Annotated in this window: 21 protein-coding genes and 1 other RNA gene; 10 read left to right on the top strand and 12 right to left on the bottom strand. The window is 34.7% G+C overall.

Annotated features, from left to right (window positions below; translation table 11 throughout):
• Positions 1 to 181 precede the first annotated feature (181 nt).
• The gene (gene trhA, locus B2Z27_RS15385; protein WP_286814301.1) at positions 182 to 814 is read left to right on the top strand and encodes a PAQR family membrane homeostasis protein TrhA; all 633 of its coding nucleotides are present in this window, start codon (positions 182 to 184) and stop codon (positions 812 to 814) included.
• Between the two features lie 23 nt (positions 815 to 837).
• On the opposite strand, the gene B2Z27_RS15380 is transcribed toward trhA, so the two are convergent.
• Positions 838 to 1,263 (bottom strand): DUF4268 domain-containing protein, encoded by a 426-nt coding sequence (locus B2Z27_RS15380; RefSeq protein WP_286814300.1) that lies wholly within the window; start codon positions 1,261 to 1,263, stop codon positions 838 to 840.
• On the bottom strand, positions 1,264 to 1,935 hold the full coding sequence (locus tag B2Z27_RS15375; protein ID WP_286814299.1) for a ZIP family metal transporter: 672 nt from the start codon (positions 1,933 to 1,935) through the stop codon (positions 1,264 to 1,266).
• 93 nt (positions 1,936 to 2,028) lie between these two features.
• Between B2Z27_RS15375 and B2Z27_RS15370 the strand changes: the two genes are divergently transcribed.
• Together B2Z27_RS15370 and B2Z27_RS15365 are read left to right on the top strand one after the other, a co-directional pair.
• The gene (locus tag B2Z27_RS15370; protein WP_286814298.1) at positions 2,029 to 3,198 is read left to right on the top strand and encodes a THUMP domain-containing class I SAM-dependent RNA methyltransferase; all 1,170 of its coding nucleotides are present in this window, start codon (positions 2,029 to 2,031) and stop codon (positions 3,196 to 3,198) included.
• Positions 3,195 to 3,425 (top strand): hypothetical protein, encoded by a 231-nt coding sequence (locus tag B2Z27_RS15365; RefSeq protein ID WP_286814297.1) that lies wholly within the window; start codon positions 3,195 to 3,197, stop codon positions 3,423 to 3,425. The genes B2Z27_RS15370 and B2Z27_RS15365 overlap by 4 nt, the downstream gene beginning before the upstream one ends.
• Here the strand turns inward: B2Z27_RS15365 and B2Z27_RS15360 are convergent.
• From B2Z27_RS15360 to rlmD, 3 genes are read right to left on the bottom strand one after another with little or no spacing between them, the layout of a single operon-like run.
• Entirely contained in the window at positions 3,420 to 4,208 is a 789-nt protein-coding gene (locus tag B2Z27_RS15360; RefSeq protein WP_074672997.1) for a DUF6048 family protein, read from the bottom strand. The genes B2Z27_RS15365 and B2Z27_RS15360 overlap by 6 nt on opposite strands.
• On the bottom strand, positions 4,189 to 4,695 hold the full coding sequence (locus tag B2Z27_RS15355; protein WP_286814296.1) for a DUF6452 family protein: 507 nt from the start codon (positions 4,693 to 4,695) through the stop codon (positions 4,189 to 4,191). The genes B2Z27_RS15360 and B2Z27_RS15355 overlap by 20 nt, the downstream gene beginning before the upstream one ends.
• Before the next feature lies 1 nt (position 4,696).
• A complete protein-coding gene (gene rlmD / locus B2Z27_RS15350; RefSeq protein ID WP_286814295.1) occupies positions 4,697 to 6,109 on the bottom strand; it encodes a 23S rRNA (uracil(1939)-C(5))-methyltransferase RlmD in 1,413 nt (470 codons plus the stop codon).
• A gap of 218 nt (positions 6,110 to 6,327) precedes the next feature.
• Between rlmD and rocD the strand changes: the two genes are divergently transcribed.
• Positions 6,328 to 7,575: an ornithine--oxo-acid transaminase gene (gene rocD / locus B2Z27_RS15345; protein ID WP_058103380.1), complete on the top strand. Its 1,248-nt coding sequence runs from the start codon at positions 6,328 to 6,330 to the stop codon at positions 7,573 to 7,575.
• A 50-nt stretch (positions 7,576 to 7,625) separates the two neighbouring features.
• On the opposite strand, the gene B2Z27_RS15340 is transcribed toward rocD, so the two are convergent.
• From B2Z27_RS15340 to B2Z27_RS15330, 3 genes are read right to left on the bottom strand one after another with little or no spacing between them, the layout of a single operon-like run.
• Complete coding sequence (locus tag B2Z27_RS15340) at positions 7,626 to 7,937, bottom strand: CCC motif membrane protein (protein ID WP_058103379.1); 312 nt, start codon at positions 7,935 to 7,937, stop codon at positions 7,626 to 7,628.
• 4 nt (positions 7,938 to 7,941) lie between these two features.
• Positions 7,942 to 8,268: a CCC motif membrane protein gene (locus B2Z27_RS15335; RefSeq protein WP_286814294.1), complete on the bottom strand. Its 327-nt coding sequence runs from the start codon at positions 8,266 to 8,268 to the stop codon at positions 7,942 to 7,944.
• Between the two features lie 15 nt (positions 8,269 to 8,283).
• The gene (locus B2Z27_RS15330; protein WP_348182514.1) at positions 8,284 to 8,544 is read right to left on the bottom strand and encodes a DUF2752 domain-containing protein; all 261 of its coding nucleotides are present in this window, start codon (positions 8,542 to 8,544) and stop codon (positions 8,284 to 8,286) included.
• Positions 8,545 to 8,648: 104 nt separating this feature from the next.
• Here B2Z27_RS15330 and B2Z27_RS15325 point away from each other — a divergent pair, with 104 nt between their 5' ends.
• Entirely contained in the window at positions 8,649 to 9,191 is a 543-nt protein-coding gene (locus B2Z27_RS15325; protein ID WP_286814293.1) for a Smr/MutS family protein, read from the top strand.
• 4 nt (positions 9,192 to 9,195) lie between these two features.
• On the opposite strand, the gene B2Z27_RS15320 is transcribed toward B2Z27_RS15325, so the two are convergent.
• Positions 9,196 to 9,705: a hypothetical protein gene (locus B2Z27_RS15320; protein ID WP_286814292.1), complete on the bottom strand. Its 510-nt coding sequence runs from the start codon at positions 9,703 to 9,705 to the stop codon at positions 9,196 to 9,198.
• A gap of 103 nt (positions 9,706 to 9,808) precedes the next feature.
• On the opposite strand from B2Z27_RS15320, the gene B2Z27_RS15315 reads away from it, so the two are divergent.
• Positions 9,809 to 10,954, top strand: a complete 1,146-nt coding sequence (locus B2Z27_RS15315; RefSeq protein WP_286814291.1) for a cysteine desulfurase family protein — start codon at positions 9,809 to 9,811, stop codon at positions 10,952 to 10,954.
• Here the strand turns inward: B2Z27_RS15315 and B2Z27_RS15310 are convergent, their stop codons facing one another.
• The 3 genes from B2Z27_RS15310 to B2Z27_RS15300 are packed head-to-tail and all read right to left on the bottom strand — an operon-like array spanning position 10,955 to position 15,780.
• Positions 10,955 to 11,608 (bottom strand): hypothetical protein, encoded by a 654-nt coding sequence (locus tag B2Z27_RS15310; protein ID WP_286814290.1) that lies wholly within the window; start codon positions 11,606 to 11,608, stop codon positions 10,955 to 10,957. It abuts the gene before it with no gap.
• Between the two features lie 9 nt (positions 11,609 to 11,617).
• Positions 11,618 to 14,083 (bottom strand): TonB-dependent receptor, encoded by a 2,466-nt coding sequence (locus B2Z27_RS15305; protein ID WP_286814289.1) that lies wholly within the window; start codon positions 14,081 to 14,083, stop codon positions 11,618 to 11,620.
• 5 nt (positions 14,084 to 14,088) lie between these two features.
• Positions 14,089 to 15,780 carry a M23 family metallopeptidase gene (locus B2Z27_RS15300; protein WP_286814288.1) on the bottom strand — a complete coding sequence of 564 codons (1,692 nt, stop codon included), beginning with the start codon at positions 15,778 to 15,780 and terminating at the stop codon, positions 14,089 to 14,091.
• Positions 15,781 to 15,978: 198 nt separating this feature from the next.
• On the opposite strand from B2Z27_RS15300, the gene B2Z27_RS15295 reads away from it, so the two are divergent.
• The 4 genes from B2Z27_RS15295 (at position 15,979) to rny (ending at position 18,364) form a co-directional block, all read left to right on the top strand.
• Positions 15,979 to 16,269: a hypothetical protein gene (locus B2Z27_RS15295; protein WP_058103370.1), complete on the top strand. Its 291-nt coding sequence runs from the start codon at positions 15,979 to 15,981 to the stop codon at positions 16,267 to 16,269.
• A gap of 13 nt (positions 16,270 to 16,282) precedes the next feature.
• Positions 16,283 to 16,579, top strand: a complete 297-nt coding sequence (locus B2Z27_RS15290) for a cell division protein ZapA (protein WP_058103369.1) — start codon at positions 16,283 to 16,285, stop codon at positions 16,577 to 16,579.
• A gap of 56 nt (positions 16,580 to 16,635) precedes the next feature.
• Positions 16,636 to 16,746: non-coding RNA, 6S RNA (ssrS, locus tag B2Z27_RS15285), on the top strand.
• 49 nt (positions 16,747 to 16,795) lie between these two features.
• Positions 16,796 to 18,364: a ribonuclease Y gene (gene rny, locus B2Z27_RS15280; RefSeq protein WP_058104281.1), complete on the top strand. Its 1,569-nt coding sequence runs from the start codon at positions 16,796 to 16,798 to the stop codon at positions 18,362 to 18,364.
• Positions 18,365 to 18,366 lie beyond the last annotated feature (2 nt).

Genomic DNA, 18,366 nt, shown 5'->3' with positions numbered 1-18,366 from the left:
GTCAACCTATTTCAGGACGACTCACCTAAAGTGAAAGTCAAGGATTACCAATATATCTTTTCAATAATTACCGTAGCATTATCACATAATATTTAATAGACTTAATTTTGGCGCAAATAGATAATAAGTAATACTATATGTGCCAAAAGCCTATGATAGGGATTAAGTTAAAATAGTCGTTATGCCATATCTAAATTCGTTAGAAAAGGAAGAAAAATTTAATACCATTTCTCATGGTGTTGGTGCCGTATTGGCAATGGTAGGTATGATTGTTTTAATCAACGCCAATAGTCATAAATCGGTATATGCTACAATAGGTATTATTATCTATAGTATATCATTAATTAGTATGTTAACCGTGTCCACTATCTATCACGCTGTAGATAATAGAATATGGAAACTAAGAACCAGAATTCTTGATCATATCAATATCTATTATTTAATAGCAGGTACATATACCCCTGTTGCACTTATAACTCTTATTAACGGTAATGGGTGGTTGATATTTGGAACGGTATGGGGAATTGCAGCTGTGGGGACTATTTTAAAATTGTTTTTTACCGGTAAGTTTGAAATTATATCATTGTTGCTATACTTAGCTATGGGATGGTTGATAGTATTCGATTTTCAAAATTTAGTAGATAATACGTCAGAAAATGGAATTAATTTACTTATGCTAGGTGGTGCATTCTATACTATTGGGATAATTTTTTATGCCGTTAGAAGAATCCCCTATAATCATTTCATATGGCATCTTTTTGTCCTGTGCGGTGCAATAAGCCATTGGTTTTTCATCTATCTAGATGTAGTCTAATAGATTCAACAATAGAATGTAATTCATGAATCTATGATATCTTTATACTCTTCATAAAACCTTTCTATCTGTAGCATGTTCTGGTTTAAGAATTCCATCGTTTCTCTCCAAGTATTCTTGTTGTGTATAGATACATGGTTTAGCTCTACATAAATTCTTGATATCTCTTTTTTGTTTTCTAGTATATAGAAATCTTCGAAGATAGCTTCATGTAAATAATCATTTAGTAAAATTGATTTTAGGGCAACTAATTTATCCCATACTCTTATTCGTTGTTCAAAATCTGAATCTACATCTATAGATACTATAGCCCTTTTTAAATCAAAATGAAATTTAAAAGATAATCCCTTAATTTCAGTTTTATATAAAGTCCATTTATTTGGAAAGGATTTTCCAAATGCAATCCAAAATTCTTCTCGTAGTTTTCTCGATTCTTCTTTACTGAACATTTATAAATAATAAGCAATGGTGATACCTAGTATAATTACCAAAAGTTTTCGCAGATTGAATTTATGACCTTCAGAACTTTCAAATAAAATTACTGTTGATATATGTAAGAATACGCCAATTACTAAAGCATTTAAATACATGCCGTACCTTGATAGAATAGTTGTTGTATTGGCTAATAAAGTGCCGATAGGAGTCATTACGGAAAATAATAGCATAAAAAAAGCAGCATGTAGTGGCTTAATGTTTAAGCCTAAAAGAAAAATGCTTAAGATTATTGCAATTGGAATTTTGTGAATTAATATACCGTATATGATTGTGTCATTTGTGCCTATTGGAAGACCTTCTAGTAATGAATGTATACAAAGACTAAAAAATAGTAACCATGGAAAGTTCTGACTTTCCTTGGAAATGTGCACATGGCCGTGTTCAGCTCCTTTTGAGAAAAACTCTAAGAAAATTTGAAATAGTATGCCCAACATAATAAAAACACCAATAGATTTTGGGTTGGTATTTGCATATACCTCCGGTAACATTTCAAAAATTGTTAGGGCTAACAGAAATGCTCCACTAAAAGCTAATAAAAGTTTAAAGGACTCATTTTTTTTGGGTTTTGCAACAACCACAAAAAGAAAACTAATAAGCACTCCTAGAATAGGTAATATATAAATCATGTGTTGCTGATAAACCTTTTATAAAAGGAAATAGGTCATAAATTAAACAGGCGTCAAAATTAGCGTATTTTTGTGGTTCGAGAAAAAATGAATATGGGTAATAATTTTAAGATGGTCGCTAAGACCTTATTCGGATTTGAGGAACTTTTATCTAAGGAGCTAAGAAATCTTGGTGCAAGTAATGTTGTAGAAGGTGTTAGAAATGTATCTTTTGAAGGAGATAACGGATTTATGTATAAGGCTAATCTTTGCTTGCGTACCGCAATTAAAATAATTAAACCTATACATTCATTTAGAGTTAGGGATGAAAATGATCTTTATAAGAAAATCTATGCAATGGACTGGACGGAATATCTTTCTGTCAGTGAAAATTTTGCAATAGATGCTACGGTAAATTCAGATCAGTTTACGCATTCTTTGTACGTGTCTCAAAAAACTAAAGATGCTATTGTAGATAAGTTTAGAGATACTGATGGTTCTAGGCCAGATGTTGATGTTAAAGATCCAGATTTACGTATTAATATTCATATTCACAATAATGAATGTAATGTATCATTGGATAGTTCTGGTTATTCATTACATAAAAGAGGGTACCGTACAGCTACTAATATTGCTCCTATTAACGAGGTACTTGCCTCAGGTTTACTTTTGTTAAGTGGTTGGGACGGTCAATGTGATTTTATGGATCCTATGTGTGGTAGTGGTACTATGTTGACAGAAGCGGCTATGATAGCATGCAATATACCTGCAAATATTAATAGAAAGAGTTTTGCTTTTGAAAAATGGACAGATTTTGATGCTGAACTATATGAGAAGATTGTAGAATCTAGTTTGAAGAAAACAAGAGAGTTTCATTATAAGATTATTGGATATGATAAAGCACCTTCAGCAGTAAGAAAGGCGCAGGATAATATAGAGAATGCTCATCTAGAGGATTATATTACCGTTGAAAGAAAAGATTTTTTCAGAACTACCAAACAAACCGAGGGAACTTTACATATGTGTTTTAACCCTCCTTATGGCGAACGTTTGGATATAGAGATGGAAAATTTTTATAGTGCTATTGGAGATACTTTAAAACAGGGATATCCAGGAACCAATGCTTGGTTTGTAACTAGTAATTTACCTGCCTTGAAGTTTGTGGGTTTACGACCGTCTAGAAAAATAAAAGTTTTTAATAGTCACCTAGAATCTAGGTTGGTAAAATACGAGATGTATGAAGGTAGTAAAAAAGCTAAACATCAAAACAGAACTGAGAAATGAAATTAAAACACAAAGTATTAGTTTTTAACTTTTTAGCTTTCGCAATACTTTTTATTGTTTTCCGTGTGGTATTGTATATGACTTTAACAATTAGTTCAATTTATTCATCTGTAATTGCCGCAATTTTGGCATCATTTTTAGCCCCTAAGTTTGCTGTGGCCAACATTGAAGGTGTTGAAAAAATTGTAATGAAATGGATTTTCACCAAAGGGTTTAAGGTTTTATAAACCTTCGTTCTGTCTTGGTGGCGGACCTTGGGGTTCGGTTGAACTTTCAACTTTTTTCTTTGCTTTGTTCTTCTTTTTGTAAAGAGGCAAAAAGTATGAGATGCTGAAGTTGTATCCAACACCAAAATTACTATCCCAAGTAACTTTATTAAAGCCGGGAACCCATAGGTTTGGAAAACGTTCATCTTCTTTTTGGCTAAGAATGAGTCCTAAGCGCACACTAGCGCCAACATACACATTATGTAATAATTCTACTTTAGTGCCAAATACACCTTCTAGCCAGGTTGCTGAAAGCCCTGAGAAGTTCTCGGGAGTATCAGAACCATTGGCGAAGTCATCCGGATTCCAGTATCTATTGGTGTCAAAATATTGGTAGTTATTTAAAGTATTGTCAAACGTACTGAATGCCAATCTACCTCCTATGTAAATCAGGTTACGTTCACCATACCAATTTGCATAGTTGTTTTTGTTGACCCCTATCTTAATGTAGTTTCCTGAAGTTGTAAAATTGTAAAGATCTTCCTGTCTTGTTTTTTCTTCACTACCTAATTCTGCTGCTAAATACAAATTTTGTGTTAGTCGGTAATCGGCTACAATTTCAAACCCTGTATAATTATCATCTAACGAACCAGTGATTATCCTACTTAAATCTATACCTAACCTAAGTCCATAATATTGTTTGTGTTCAACCGTGTCTTTAGGGTTAAGGTCTATAGGTTTATTTTGACCTAATACGGTAACCGTAGTTAAAAGTACTATAAGACTAATGAAATATCTTGACATGTGTAGAATCTGAGTTGGTGACTAAAGACTGTGTGATTTCTATATCTTGAATCCAATTATCGGTATCCGCTGTTACATTTGCTGTTAGTTCATCATAATTGACAATAAAACCACATCCGCGTGAAAGAAAATCTTCAATTCTGGAATAAGAGAAATTAATGGTGTCCAGGTTTCCTGTTTCGGCACCATCATCCTCAGACACTGAGCTATTAATTAATATAAAGCTAGTACTGTCTTCATCTGTTTTTAGTGGTATAGAAATGGTGCTCAAATTACTGCGATCTGTCACTGTATTTACGGTTATTGTTTGTCCTACACCAACAACCCTTAAAGTTGGAACTTCCTTTAAGGTGGATGTATCTTCGGCGTCGTAAAATTCTATGACCAGCAAAGGAGTGTCACCTTCTACGCAGATATCATCTTTTTCACAAGATGAGATAAAGATTATTCCTAATAATAGTAGTAACCCGATGTGAATTTTTTTCATTTTAGGCTTTCTTTTCTAAAAGTACAACATTTTCTACATGATGCGTTTGCGGAAACATGTCTACAGGCTGAACCTTTGTAATGGTATACATCTCCTTCATCAGTTCTAAGTCTCTTGCTTGTGTGGCGCTATTGCAACTCACATAAACTACTTTTTTAGGTGCAATGTTCAATATTTGCTGTACTACATCTTTATGCATGCCATCACGAGGTGGGTCTGTTATAATAACATCTGGCACACCGTTTTGAGCAATAAACTGTTCATTGAAAACATTTTTCATATCGCCTACAAAAAAATCTACGTTTTCAATTCTGTTTCGCTCTGCATTTGCCTTGGCATCTAAAATAGCTTCTGGGACAGATTCAATTCCAATTACTTTTTTAGCTTTTTTTGAAACAAATTGAGCAATGGTTCCTGTGCCTGTATATAAATCATATACCAATTCATCACCTTTTAAATCTGCAAAATTTCTGGTGATCTTATATAACTCATATGCTTGTTCTGAATTCGTTTGATAAAAAGATTTGGCGTTTATCTTAAACTTCAAGCCTTCCATTTCTTCGAATATATGATCTCTACCAGAAAAACAGATAATTTCTTGATCGTATATGGTATCATTCTGTTTTGGATTGATTACATATAACATAGATGTTATTTCTGGAAATGTTTTAGAAAGATGGTTTAACAGCAACTCCCTTTTCTCTTTGTCATTTTCAAAGAATTGTACCAAAACCATAATTTCGCCAATAGATGATGTTCGTAACATTAAAGTACGTAACATTCCATATTGGTTTCTTGGATTAAAAAAGGTTAATCCATTTTCAATCGCAAATCTTTTTGTTTCTAAACGAATTGCGTTTGATGGGTCTTTTTGAAGATGACATTTTTTAATGTCCAATATTTTATCCCACATGCCTGGTATATGAAAACCCAAGGCATTTTTGTTGTCAATTTGTTGATCAGATTGAATTTCGTCAAGAGTTAGCCAACGGCTATCGGAAAACGAAAATTCCATTTTGTTTCTGTAAAAATATTGTTGCTCTGAACCAAGTATTGGTGTAAGTTCTGGTAGATCTAAATGCCCAATTCTTTTAAGATTGTTTTCAACTTCTTTTTGCTTATAAAAAAGTTGATGCTCATAGCCCATATCTTGCCACTTACAACCACCACATACATTAAAATGCTGACAAACTGGATCAACCCTTTTGTCGGAAAGACTATGGAAATTGATCGCAGTGCCTTCAAAATAAGCTTTTCGCTTTTTAGTGGTTTGTACATCTACCACATCACCTGGTACAGTGTTGTTCAGGAAAATTACCCTACCATCTGGAGCTTTACCTATGGTTTTGCCTTTGGCAGCAGCATCGGTAACGGTTACATTTTCAAAAACTAAACGTTTCTTCTTTTTTCGCATAGCGCAAAAATAATGGGTTTCTTTGGATTGGGAATATAGTTAGTGATAGTATTAACAAGATATTGAAACGTTTTAGCGTAAATTTTATGATTCATATTATAAATTTGTACTTTTGAAATTCTACAAGGATGATTTCTCTCCCACGCTGAATTTTCGACTCTTCGAAAGGAAAAAGGTATAGAAGGAATTGCTAAAGTTTTATTTAAAGTAATTTTATCATGTCAATTTTAGAAAACATCACATCTTCTAAAGATGCTATTGCATTAGAAGATAAACACGGAGCACACAATTATCACCCATTACCTGTTGTATTAAGCAAAGGTGAAGGTGTTTATGTATGGGACGTTGAAGGTAAAAAGTATTATGATTTTCTCTCTGCGTATTCTGCAGTTAACCAAGGTCATTGTCATCCAAAAATTGTTAATGCAATGACAGAACAGGCAAAGACCCTTACCTTGACCTCGAGGGCATTTTATAATGATATGCTGGGCAAGTATGAAAAATATGCTACGGAAACTTTTCATTTTGATAAGTTGTTACCTATGAATACCGGTGCTGAAGCTGTTGAGACGGCACTAAAAATTTGTAGAAAATGGGCGTATGAGGAAAAAGGAATTGTAGAGAACAATGCTGAAATTGTTGTTTGTGAGAATAATTTTCATGGACGAACAACTACCATAATTTCTTTTTCTAACGACCCTGTTGCCCGAAAGAATTTTGGACCGTATACAGACGGATTTATTAAAATAGAGTATGATAATCTTTCGGCTCTAGAAGAAGTTTTAAAATCAAACACGAATGTTGCAGGTTTTTTAGTGGAACCTATACAAGGTGAAGCAGGAGTTTACGTGCCTTCTGAAGGTTATTTAAGCGGAGCCAAAGCATTATGCGAGAAGTATAATGTACTATTTATTGCAGATGAAGTACAAACCGGTATCGCTAGAACCGGTAAAATGATCGCTGTAGATTATGAAGAGGTAAAACCAGATATTCTTATTTTAGGTAAGGCATTATCAGGTGGTGCATACCCAGTTTCTGCTGTTTTAGCAGATGATAGGATTATGGGAGTTATTAGACCAGGTAACCATGGAAGTACTTTTGGAGGTAACCCTATAGCGGCTGCTGTTGCCATAGCTGCTTTAGAGGTGGTAAAGGAAGAAAAGTTAGCCGAAAATGCTTTTGAACTTGGTGAACTTTTTAGAGATGAACTCAATAAGTTTATTCCACATACAGATTTGGTAAATAGTGTTCGTGGTAAAGGTTTATTAAATGCTATACTTATTAACGACAGTGAAGATAGTTCTACTGCATGGGATATTTGCATGGCACTTAAAGAAAATGGTCTACTTGCTAAACCTACACACGGTAATATTATAAGATTTGCACCGCCATTGGTGATGACAAAAGAACAGCTTTTGGATTGTGTTTCAATTATAATTAAAACACTGAAAGAGTTTAAAAATTAATAATAAAAAAATCCCCGATGTAAGTCGGGGATTTTTTTTGATTATTGCTTTTATTGAAAATCTGCAGTAGTAAATAATGCGATGATCAATCCAAAATATAGTATACAAAATATCAGGTAAATTAGCGATAGTGCTAAACCGATATAAGAGAGAATTCTTCCCGTATTAATATTTTCGTATCCTCTATAATTACCAGGGTTTGCTTCAAAATAACGCTTTGCGTTTTTAGCATTGCTCAAACCAATAAAGCTGAATATAGCCCCAAAAGGACCACAGCAGAAAAGGGTTAATACAATAGATAAAATGCCAAAAGTTAATGCATTGCTAGAGCCTGGTATTTGTTGATATTCGGAATTGTTCATTTATTTATTGTTCTAGGCCCCATTGTTCCAATATCTCTTGTTGTTGTTCCATCATTGCATCCCAATCGCTTGTAGTTATAACGTATATAAAGCGAATAACCATCAATGCACATAAGATTAATGCAATTAAGGATACTGTCTTTCCTGTTTTTATTTGTTTGTAATTGTCATATAATTCAGGGTTTTCTTTATAAATTTTTTCGGATTTAGTTGCTAAAAAAAATGCAATTCCAGCAGGTATTATTCCAATTCCTGCAAAGCAACAGCATAGGTATCCGGCAATACCTAAAATTAAAATAAGGGTTGCATTGGGTAATTTTTGTTGTTCCATAACGTAAAGGTTTAATTAAATGAATTTTAAAATGTAATTGGTTAATATAAAACCTACGGTACATACCGCAAGAGTAATGGTAATATGATTAGAATATTTAATGGGAAAAAATTTGTTGACTCCTAAGAAGGTAAATAATGCTAGCATAGGGTAAATTGCAGGATACATTAAAAAAGCGGAAACAAATTCGCCCTTGCTCAAAAATAATAAAGAACGTTGCAATCCACATCCAGGGCAATCTACACCAAGCAACTGTTTAGTAAAACAGGGAAGCATAAAATTTTCCAATGCTAAAAAAAGAATTAATGCCTTTACGCGCATCTGTAAATTAATTAATAGTCGGAAAATTACCATTATTTTTGTGTTTACAAAACAAAAACATGTCTCAATTTAAGATTGGTGATACCGTAGAAACAATTGATGACGTCATAAAAGGCGTTGTCGAATCTGTAATTGATGATACTGTTACACTCATAAGTGAAGACGGATTTCCTTTAACATTTGCAGCTCGTGAACTTGTATTGGTTTCTAATGAAATAAAGGTTAGTAATTATGAAATTGCCAAGATTAAAAAAGAAAAGGAATTACCAAAGCGAAGAAAAACGAACGTTCTAAAACCAAAAGAGCGTACTGCACCCAAAATGGAAGTTGACCTCCATATTAATCAGCTTGTTAAAAATCCTAAATCTATGGGCAAGTTTGATATGCTGAATCTACAATTAGATACCGCTAAAAGACAATTGGATTTTGCCATAAATAAACGTATTCAAAAAATAGTATTTATTCATGGTGTGGGTGAAGGCGTCTTAAAGGAAGAACTAGGTTATTTATTCAGAAAATATGACAACGTTAAATTTTATGACGCGGACTACCAAAAATATGGCTTGGGCGCTACAGAGGTATATATTTTCCAGAATTATTAATTAGTTACTCTGTAGATGTGGTTACCGTACCAAATTCATTGATCTGTAAATCGGTAATTCTACTACCGTTCTCATTTAAGAAGGTAACACCGCTTAGTTGAACCAAATGACTAAAAGTTACATTGTCTTCTGATGCGGTTGTGGTTATTATGATGCTACCTCCTGTGGCTTCAATTTCCTCAAGCACAGTTGGTGTAAGTGGTGGTGGCGAGTCGCAAAAATATGCACTGGTCACTGTTTCGGAAAAAATTCGATAACTGATTTGAGAGTTTCCAGGAACTGCACTTTCTATACTGGTAGTAGAAGCTTCATTTTTTAAAAGCCCGCTTGGTAAAGTCAATACCAAAGCTTCATCTCCATTTATCTTGAACAAAACATTTTCTGTAGATGCTGAAATAGTATTGCATGATTGTACGGTTTCTATACTATCAAAATCAACGGTTTCTATTTGTAAGTCACCATCATTACATCCAAAGAACAAAATGGAACAACCAATTAAAAGGTATTTTTTCATAGGTCAAATTTAATTTAAAATTTGGAAAACCTTCCTTTGCTTAAGGGTCATTTATAGGTTAATTAACTATTTTTGCGCTTTATTTATATAAGAATGCACATATATGAAACATGTATATTTGGATAACGCCGCAACAACTCAAGTACATTCTAACGTTATTGCCAAAATGCAAGAAGCCTTGGCTACCTATGGTAACCCATCTTCTACGCATAGGTTTGGTAGAACCGCTAAAACAGCTATTGAAAGCGCGCGTAAAACCATTGCTAAATATATGAATGCCCAACCTTCTGAAATAATATTTACTTCTGGTGGTACGGAGGCGGATAATATGATTCTAAGATGTGCCGTACGTGATTTAGGGGTTACGACTATTATTACGACAAGAATAGAGCACCATGCTGTTTTACATACCGTAGAAGAATTGGAGGAGAAAGGGCTAATAAAATTATTATATGTTGATCTTGATGCCTATGGAAATCCAGATTTAGCACATTTAGAATCTTTATTGCAGAAAGATGATTCTAAAAAATTGGTGAGCCTAATGCATGTAAATAATGAAATTGGGAATAAGATAGACTTAGAGGCAATTACCCTATTAAGCAAAAAGTACGGGGCTTTGGTGCATTCTGATACTGTACAATCTTTAGGACATTATAATTGGGATGTAAAAGCTTTTCCTATTGATTTTTTGGCTGCTGCAGCTCATAAATTTCATGGTCCAAAAGGTGTTGGTTTTGCTTTTATTCGAAAAAATTCTGGTCTTGGGTGTATGATTTCGGGCGGTTCTCAAGAAAGAGGCTTACGGGCAGGAACAGAATCATTCCATAACATTGTAGGTTTGGAAGAGGCTTTTAAACATGCCTATGATAATTTGGAAACAGAAAAGAAATATGTAGAAGATTTAAAGTCTTATTTTATAGATCAGGTGAAGTCTGCTATACCAGGTGCCAAATTTAACGGACACTCTGGAGATTTGGAAAAAAGTACTTATACCTTAGTTAATGTTTGTTTGCCAATTGAAGAAGAAAAGGCTATGTTACTGCTATTTAATTTAGATATGAAAGGTATTGCTTGTTCTAAAGGTAGTGCTTGCCAATCTGGTAGTGACATGGGCTCTCATGTACTAACACAAATTCTAAGTGATGAAGATATGAAAAAGCCTTCTGTTCGTTTTTCATTTTCAACGTACAATACAAAAGAAGATATTGATTATACCGTCAATGTTCTTAAAGAAATAATTGAAGCGTAATTAGCTCTTGTTTCTATCGCGTTTGCGCTCTCTTTCGTACGGAAATTTTCTAATAGCTAATTTCATCATACGATCAATAAGATCGGTAGTGTTTTTACCTGTCTTTTTATTTATTTCTTTTTCATACTTCCATAGAAGTTTGCCGGTATTGCCATCACTGATCTTTATACCTATTCTTCCATAATTGGCACCGCCAGAGAAGTAATCCGTAAAACTGAATTCTGTAGGTACGCCGTTGGACAATAGTATATTTAGATCCAACGTACCGCTTATGATACCATCTACACCCAATATTTCACTTAACTCTTTGGTGGTGTATACATCAATATTCTCATAGCTTATATTTTTCTTAGCTAATATTGCAGCGGTATTTTCTATGTTTTGAAAAGTTACCGGTAATTTTTTCTTTTTACTTCGTTTAGAAAAATAGGTTTCAAGGGCATTTTGTACAGCATACCCTTCATTTTCTTCTAATCTCTTTTGTTCAGATTTAGATACTTTCTCATTAAGATCTAAATTGGTGAGAAAAGGTATGATCGCCAAAACCTGATGGTCTTCACTTAATTGGTCAAAATTTGGACTCTCGTAAATGTTCTTTTGAGCTATGACTGTTAGGGTAGAAGTAAGTGCTATTAAGAAAAGTAATCTTTTCATTTTTGTTTTTTATAGGCGAATTCCCAGTCTTAAATTTAGTACTCTAGATGTAAGGTAGTTTGGAACGGCAAATTCATTTTTGCTATCCGCATCCCTTACCCAAGTATTGGTAATTGAATTCTGATTGTTGAAGAGATTAAAAATTTCAAAACCTAAACTCAATTCTTTAAAACTATGAAGCCAATGTGTACTTGAATATTGTTTGTCCTTGTTTGCAAAAATATAGGAAATTCCCAAATCTACACGTTTATAATCTCTTAATCTATTCTGAAATATATATGGGTCCGCATAACTAGGAGAACCACCTGGAACACCGGTCTGGTATACCAAATTTAAATACATCTTAAAATCAGGAATGGTGGGTATGTAATCTTGAAAAAGAATGCCAAATTTAAAGCGTTGGTCGGTTGGTCTAGCTATATAACCTCTATTATCTCTATTTTCCTCTGTTTTCAAATAGCCTAAACTAACCCAAGATTCGGTGCCCGGAACAAAAGCACCATTTAGTCGTACTTCTGCACCGTAGACATAAGCTTCGGTATCATTTGTTGCCGTATACCTAATGCGTACATCTTCTAGTGAATACGGATTTACATTGTTCAATTTTTTGTAGTACGCTTCGCTTATGAGTGTAAACGGACGGTCCCATAATTGAAAACTATATTCATTGCTTGCTACCAAATGAAATGCCTTTTGTGCCTTTACATTAGGTTGTATAGTGCCAGTGCTATCTCTTAGTTCCCTGTAAAACGGGGGTTGGTGGTAAATGCCCGTAGAAAGTTTGAACAACATGTCTTTTTCCCAATTTGGTTTAATGGCAAATTGTGCCCTTGGGCTAACTACTGTTTGTGATACCTTATCAACACCGGTACCACTAACTGTCCAATGATGAGAGCGTAATCCTGCATTATAGTAGATATCTGTATTGTTCCAAGTTTTGTGGGTGCCAATTTGAATATATCCAGAAAAACGATTTGTTTTCACAAAGTTTAAAGCACTGAGACCATTATAAGCGACTAAAGGGGCGTCAAACGGTTCTGCAGGCTGGTTGTTCGTGAATTCTGTTCGTGGAGGTCTAATGGAATATTCCGCGGAATCTATAAACTCAGATTCTCTTAGTTGATCTCTTATATCCTCGTGCGTATATTTTACGCCCCATTCCAAAAGCGAGTTGTTTTTGGTGTGGTTTCCTTTATGCTCTAAGTTGAAAATTAGAGCATCTAGGTCGTTTCTTGTTCTATTGAATTGTGACCCAATACCACGAGACGTTAAAACTTGGCCTGCGGTATCGCTATTTAAATTACTATCTATATCGCCCAGTTCATAAGCGGCAATTACATCTGAGTATTCCTCTTCTGTGGTATGATAGATTGATGAAATAAGTTTTATTGTCGTGTTTTCATCTAAAAAATAACTGCCTTTTAAAGCTGCTAAAGCAGTATTGTACTTGTTTGTTTCCTGTCCCTCATAATAAACGATTAAGGCTTGCGGGTTGTCTATAGTACCAAAATTGGTTTGTCTGTTAATGGGTTCATTCTTGTAATCGTTGACCGAAATATTTCCTAGAAAATTGAATTGAAATTTGGGTGAGACATGGTAGGTTAAATAGCTTTGGACATCAGTGAATGAAGGGTTAAAATTGCTTTGTGTTTGTTGACTGTTTACTAATAATGCATTGTTTCTATAGCGAATTCCTGAAACCGAACTTAACTTTTTGTTTTTAGAGATCGTTTCTAAACTGGCACTAGCACCCAAAAAACTTAAATCTGCACGCAGGGAAAATAGGGTAGGCGTTTTATACTTAATGTCAAGTACAGAGGACATTTTATCTCCATACTTGGCTTGAAAACCTCCTGCGGAAAACTTTACATTTTGAACAAGGTCGCTATTTACAAAACTTAACCCTTCTTGCTGCGCAGAACGAATTAAAAATGGTCTGTACACTTCAATTTCATTAACGTAGACCAAATTTTCATCATAGTTACCGCCTCGCACAGCGTATTGGGTACTCAACTCATTGTTAGAAGATACGCCCGGTAATAGTTTCAGTATGGTTTCAACACCAGAATTTGCGCCAGGAATTTTTCTGATTTTTTCTGGGGTAATGTTCAGAATATTATTGGTTGTTCTTTCTCCTGTAGCGGTAACGGTAACACCATCTATTTGGGTGACATCACTTTTTAAAACCGGATTGAATTCAAATGTTTCGTTCGTAGTTAGGATTAAATTTTCAAGAACTACATCTTTAAAGGCTACGTGAGAAAAGGAAATCGTATTTTCTTTATCTGCTATAATTTCCAGAAGGTAAAATCCGTCCGAGTCGGAAATTGTACCCAAATCCTTGGCCGTAATGTTCACATTGGGCAGCGGTTTATTGTTCTCATCTAATACAACACCCGAAATAGTAGCGTTCTGGGCAAAACCAATGGTGCTGCACAGCAGTATTATAAGGTTTTGTACATTGCTAAGTTTCAATTATTCTATTTTCTATAAAACGAAGTGGTCAAGGTATTTTCATTACCTACATTATCAGTAACGGTAACTTTAAGTACGCATTGCGTTTGGTCAGCAATCTTATCGTCAAAATTATACGTTAGTGTATTACGTTTTGGTTCGTATTCCATTAAAATCCATTCACCGTTCAAAGTTGCCTTGTAAGTATCTACACCACTAAGGTCATCTGCAATTTGAACACTTAGGTATTTATAATTGTTCAACCACTGCTTTTCTTTGAAATTTTTGGTTCTAATGGTTGGTGCAATAGTGTCTTTTGCTAAAGTATAGGTTCCTAAATTACGGGTGCGAGTGGTAAATTCATTACCTCGTTTATAGGTGTTTGCGTGGCTAGGTCGTAGTTTAGAGTCTAACCTGGCAATGAATAACTGTTTTTGCTCTTCTTTTGAATATTTGGAAACATCAAAAGTTATTGTGAAATTTCTATGTGCAGGCACCGTATTGGTGTGTATGGTAACCGTGTCTTTTCCTTTTTTTAAGTCGATATAAAAATCTTCATAGAACGTGTTGGCAGGGAAATATACCTTGGCACCGTCCAAATCAAAATTATTAGGCCTTTTTGCTGTAATATAATTATCTGTGGTAATCGTTTCTTTTTTGTTGCCCAAAAGATTTTTCTTGCCCGTAACCGGTATGTTCATAACAAGTTTATTGCCTGCGAAATCCTTTATCAATAGTTTTGCGTTGTAGCTTAGACCTTCGTTAACCTTAATTTTTCCGTCATTGAACAATTCTTTATAAATACTTAAATTGTTACCTGGGGATTTAAAACTTTTTTGAATGCGCTGCCTATTTCTGCCATAGTAATCATAGTCTATTAAGGTGTTGATATACCTAGTTTCACCAAAGGAGAACGATTCAAAATCGTATAACGAGTACACTTTACCGTTAACACTGAGTTCTACACTGTAAACGCCATTTTTATTAGCGGCCATATCCAATCGGTCAAAACCAACAAAGCCTATGCCAATATCACCGAGCGCAGTTACGTCATCTGCTAAAAAAGAGCCATCACTTTGTCTTTTGAAATTGACTTGGGTTCTGCTATAATTACCGTTTACATGAGATTGATCGGTTAGTGGGTACACAAATAGCTTCTCTAAAATCGGGTTAGTAGCATCTGCAACATCCATACCGTAGAGTAGCGGGTTGGTAGGTTTTTCAGAAATACTACTTCTTATCTCAAAATGCAAGTGCGGACCGGCAGAACCACCAGTGTTTCCGCTATAGGCAATTAGTTCTCCCTTTGAGACTTTTAATTCGCCATAGTCGGGAAAAACTTCTACCTCAAATGATTTTTTATCGTATTGTATTTTTTTGATGTATTCTTCAATGGATGGGGAAAATTTTTGAAGATGCCCGTAAACAGAAGTATAGCCGTTAGGGTGTGCAATGTATAATACCTTACCATAGCCCCAAAGAGAAACTTTTATCCTAGTTATTGTACCATCACCAATTGAATTTATAGGTATACCTTCTCTTTGCTGTGTTTTTATGTCCACGCCAGAGTGAAAGTGATTAGAACGCAGCTCGCCAAAAGTACCTGCCAAAATGATAGGTATGTCCATAGGTGGGGCAAAAACTCCTTTAGGATAATCTTTTTGTGCAAAAAGGGCAAAACAAAATAAAAAAAGCAGGCTTGTTGAGATTTTTTTCATAGGTAGAATGCAATACTGCGAAAATAAATAATCATTGACAATTCTATGAAGAACATGCCGCTAAAATTAATATAAAGTAAAAGCGTTTTGCATAAGCAAAAATCAATTAAGATTTTATGAACTACGAATATTTCACAAAACTATTGCTAAGTCATAATATGTATGTTAACTTTGTGTAAATCGCATTGACGGTAATGTATGAGCGAATTAATTAAAATCGTTGATTCTTTAGAAAATAAAATTAGCAAGCTGTTGCATAAACTTGAGGTTTTGAACAATGCTAATATTGAATTGGAAAGAGAATTACGTACAATAAAATCTTCTCAAGAGAACGCTAGTAAAACAGTTTCTGAATGGGAAGAAAAATATAATTCGCTTAAACTTGCAAACTCAATGCTTGGCAGTAATACCAATAAAACAGAAGCTAAGCTTAAAATAAATACATTAATACGAGAGTTGGATCATTGTATAGCCCAATTATCGGAGTAATGTTTATAATAATATGTCAGATAAGCTCAAAATAAAACTTTCTATTGCTGATAGGGTGTATCCATTAACAATTGACCCCTCTCAAGAAGAAGGCTTGCGTAAAGCGGCCAAGAACATAGAACAGTTGGCTAAAAAATTTGAGCAGAACTATGCAGTTAGGGACAAACAAGATGTATTGGCAATGTGCGCCTTACAATTTGCGTCTAAAATTGAACAGAATGGCATAGAGCAAGTAGAGGGTACCAAAGAGGCTGAAGAACGTTTAAAAGCGCTTGAAGACTTGGTAAATTCTAAATTAGCTTTTAAATAAAAACGTTCTTATAAATACATTAAGTTACTGCCCACATTGGTAATACCTTTTGACAAACTCAACATTTATTTTTTTTAAAAAGGGTGAGTTTAGATTGTAAAAGCAGGCCCTACTCGTATAGGGATCCTTGATCAGTCTGTTAGCCCTAAACCTGTTTACCGGAGTTTGATCAAAACTTCTCCAATGTGGGCTTTTTTTTTATTAATAAATTACACTATGGATAGTACAATGATAGTTATAGCCGCAATAGTTGGGCTGGCAGTAGGTTTTGCGATTGCAAAATTTTTGGAAAAAGGGAAGGCCTCTAAAACCATAATCAATGCTAAAAAAGATGCTGAACGCATTTTAAAGGACGCTAATGCAGAAGGTGAAAGTGTCAAAAAAGAAAAAATATTACAGGCAAAGGAAAAATTTTTAGAATTAAAGGCCGAGCATGAAAAAGTTATCAATACTAAGGATAAGAAAATCAATGATGCCGAAAAGAGAACTAGAGACAAAGAATCTCAAGTAAGTAGTGAGCTTGCTAAAAATAAGAGCATGAATGCTCAATTAGACAATAAGCTGAAAGAGGTTGAACAAAAAAGACAACTTTTTGAAAAGCGTCATGAGGAGTTGGATAAAATGCATAAAAGCCAAATTCAGCAATTAGAAGTTATTTCTGGTCTATCTGCGGATGAAGCAAAAAATCAACTAGTAGAAAGCTTAAAGGAAACAGCCAAAACAGATGCAATGGCCTTTATACAGTCTACTGTTGAAGAGTCTAAACTTACCGCACAACAAGAGGCTCGTAAAATCATTATCAATACTATTCAAAGAATAGGTACGGAAGAAGCTGTTGAAAACTGTGTGTCTGTATTCAATATAGAATCAGATGATGTAAAGGGGCGTATCATTGGTAGAGAGGGTAGAAATATTAGAGCTTTAGAGGCAGCTACTGGTGTAGAAATCATTGTGGACGATACACCTGAGGCAATTATACTTTCTTGTTTTGATTCAGTTAGAAGAGAGGTCGCAAGACTTTCGCTTCATAAACTGGTTACCGATGGTAGAATTCATCCGGCAAGAATTGAGGAAATCGTTAAGAAGACCGAAAAGCAGATAGAAACGGAAATTGTTGAAATAGGAAAGCGTACCGTTATAGATTTAGGTATTCATGGTCTTCACCCAGAGCTTATTCGTGCAGTAGGTAGAATGAAGTATAGATCGTCTTACGGCCAGAACTTGTTACAGCACTCAAGAGAAGTTGCAAAACTTTGTGGTGTAATGGCATCTGAACTAGGCTTGAATCCTAAAATTGCCAAACGAGCCGGACTTTTACATGATATAGGAAAAGTACCTAATACTGAAAATGAAGTGGAAACTCCACACGCTATCTTAGGTATGCAATGGGCAGAAAAATTTGGGGAGAAACCAGAAGTTTGCAATGCCATAGGAGCACACCATGATGAAATAGAAATGAAGACATTGATTGCGCCTATAGTACAGGTTTGTGATGCCATAAGCGGAGCAAGACCAGGAGCTAGAAGACAAGTGTTAGATTCATATATTCAACGTTTAAAGGATCTAGAAGAAATTGCCTTTGGGTTTAGTGGTGTTCAAAAAGCATATGCTATACAGGCAGGTAGAGAGCTTCGTGTAATTGTTGAAAGTGAAAAAGTAAACGATGATAGAGCTGCTCAACTATCCTTTGAAATTTCTCAAAAAATACAAACGGATATGACCTACCCTGGTCAAGTGAAAGTAACGGTCATAAGGGAAACACGTGCGGTTAATGTTGCCAAATAATC

This window comes from Maribacter sp. UBA3344 (assembly GCF_002362375.1).
Classification (GTDB): domain Bacteria; phylum Bacteroidota; class Bacteroidia; order Flavobacteriales; family Flavobacteriaceae; genus Maribacter; species Maribacter dokdonensis.
This window is presented reverse-complemented; position numbering and strand designations above follow the sequence as displayed.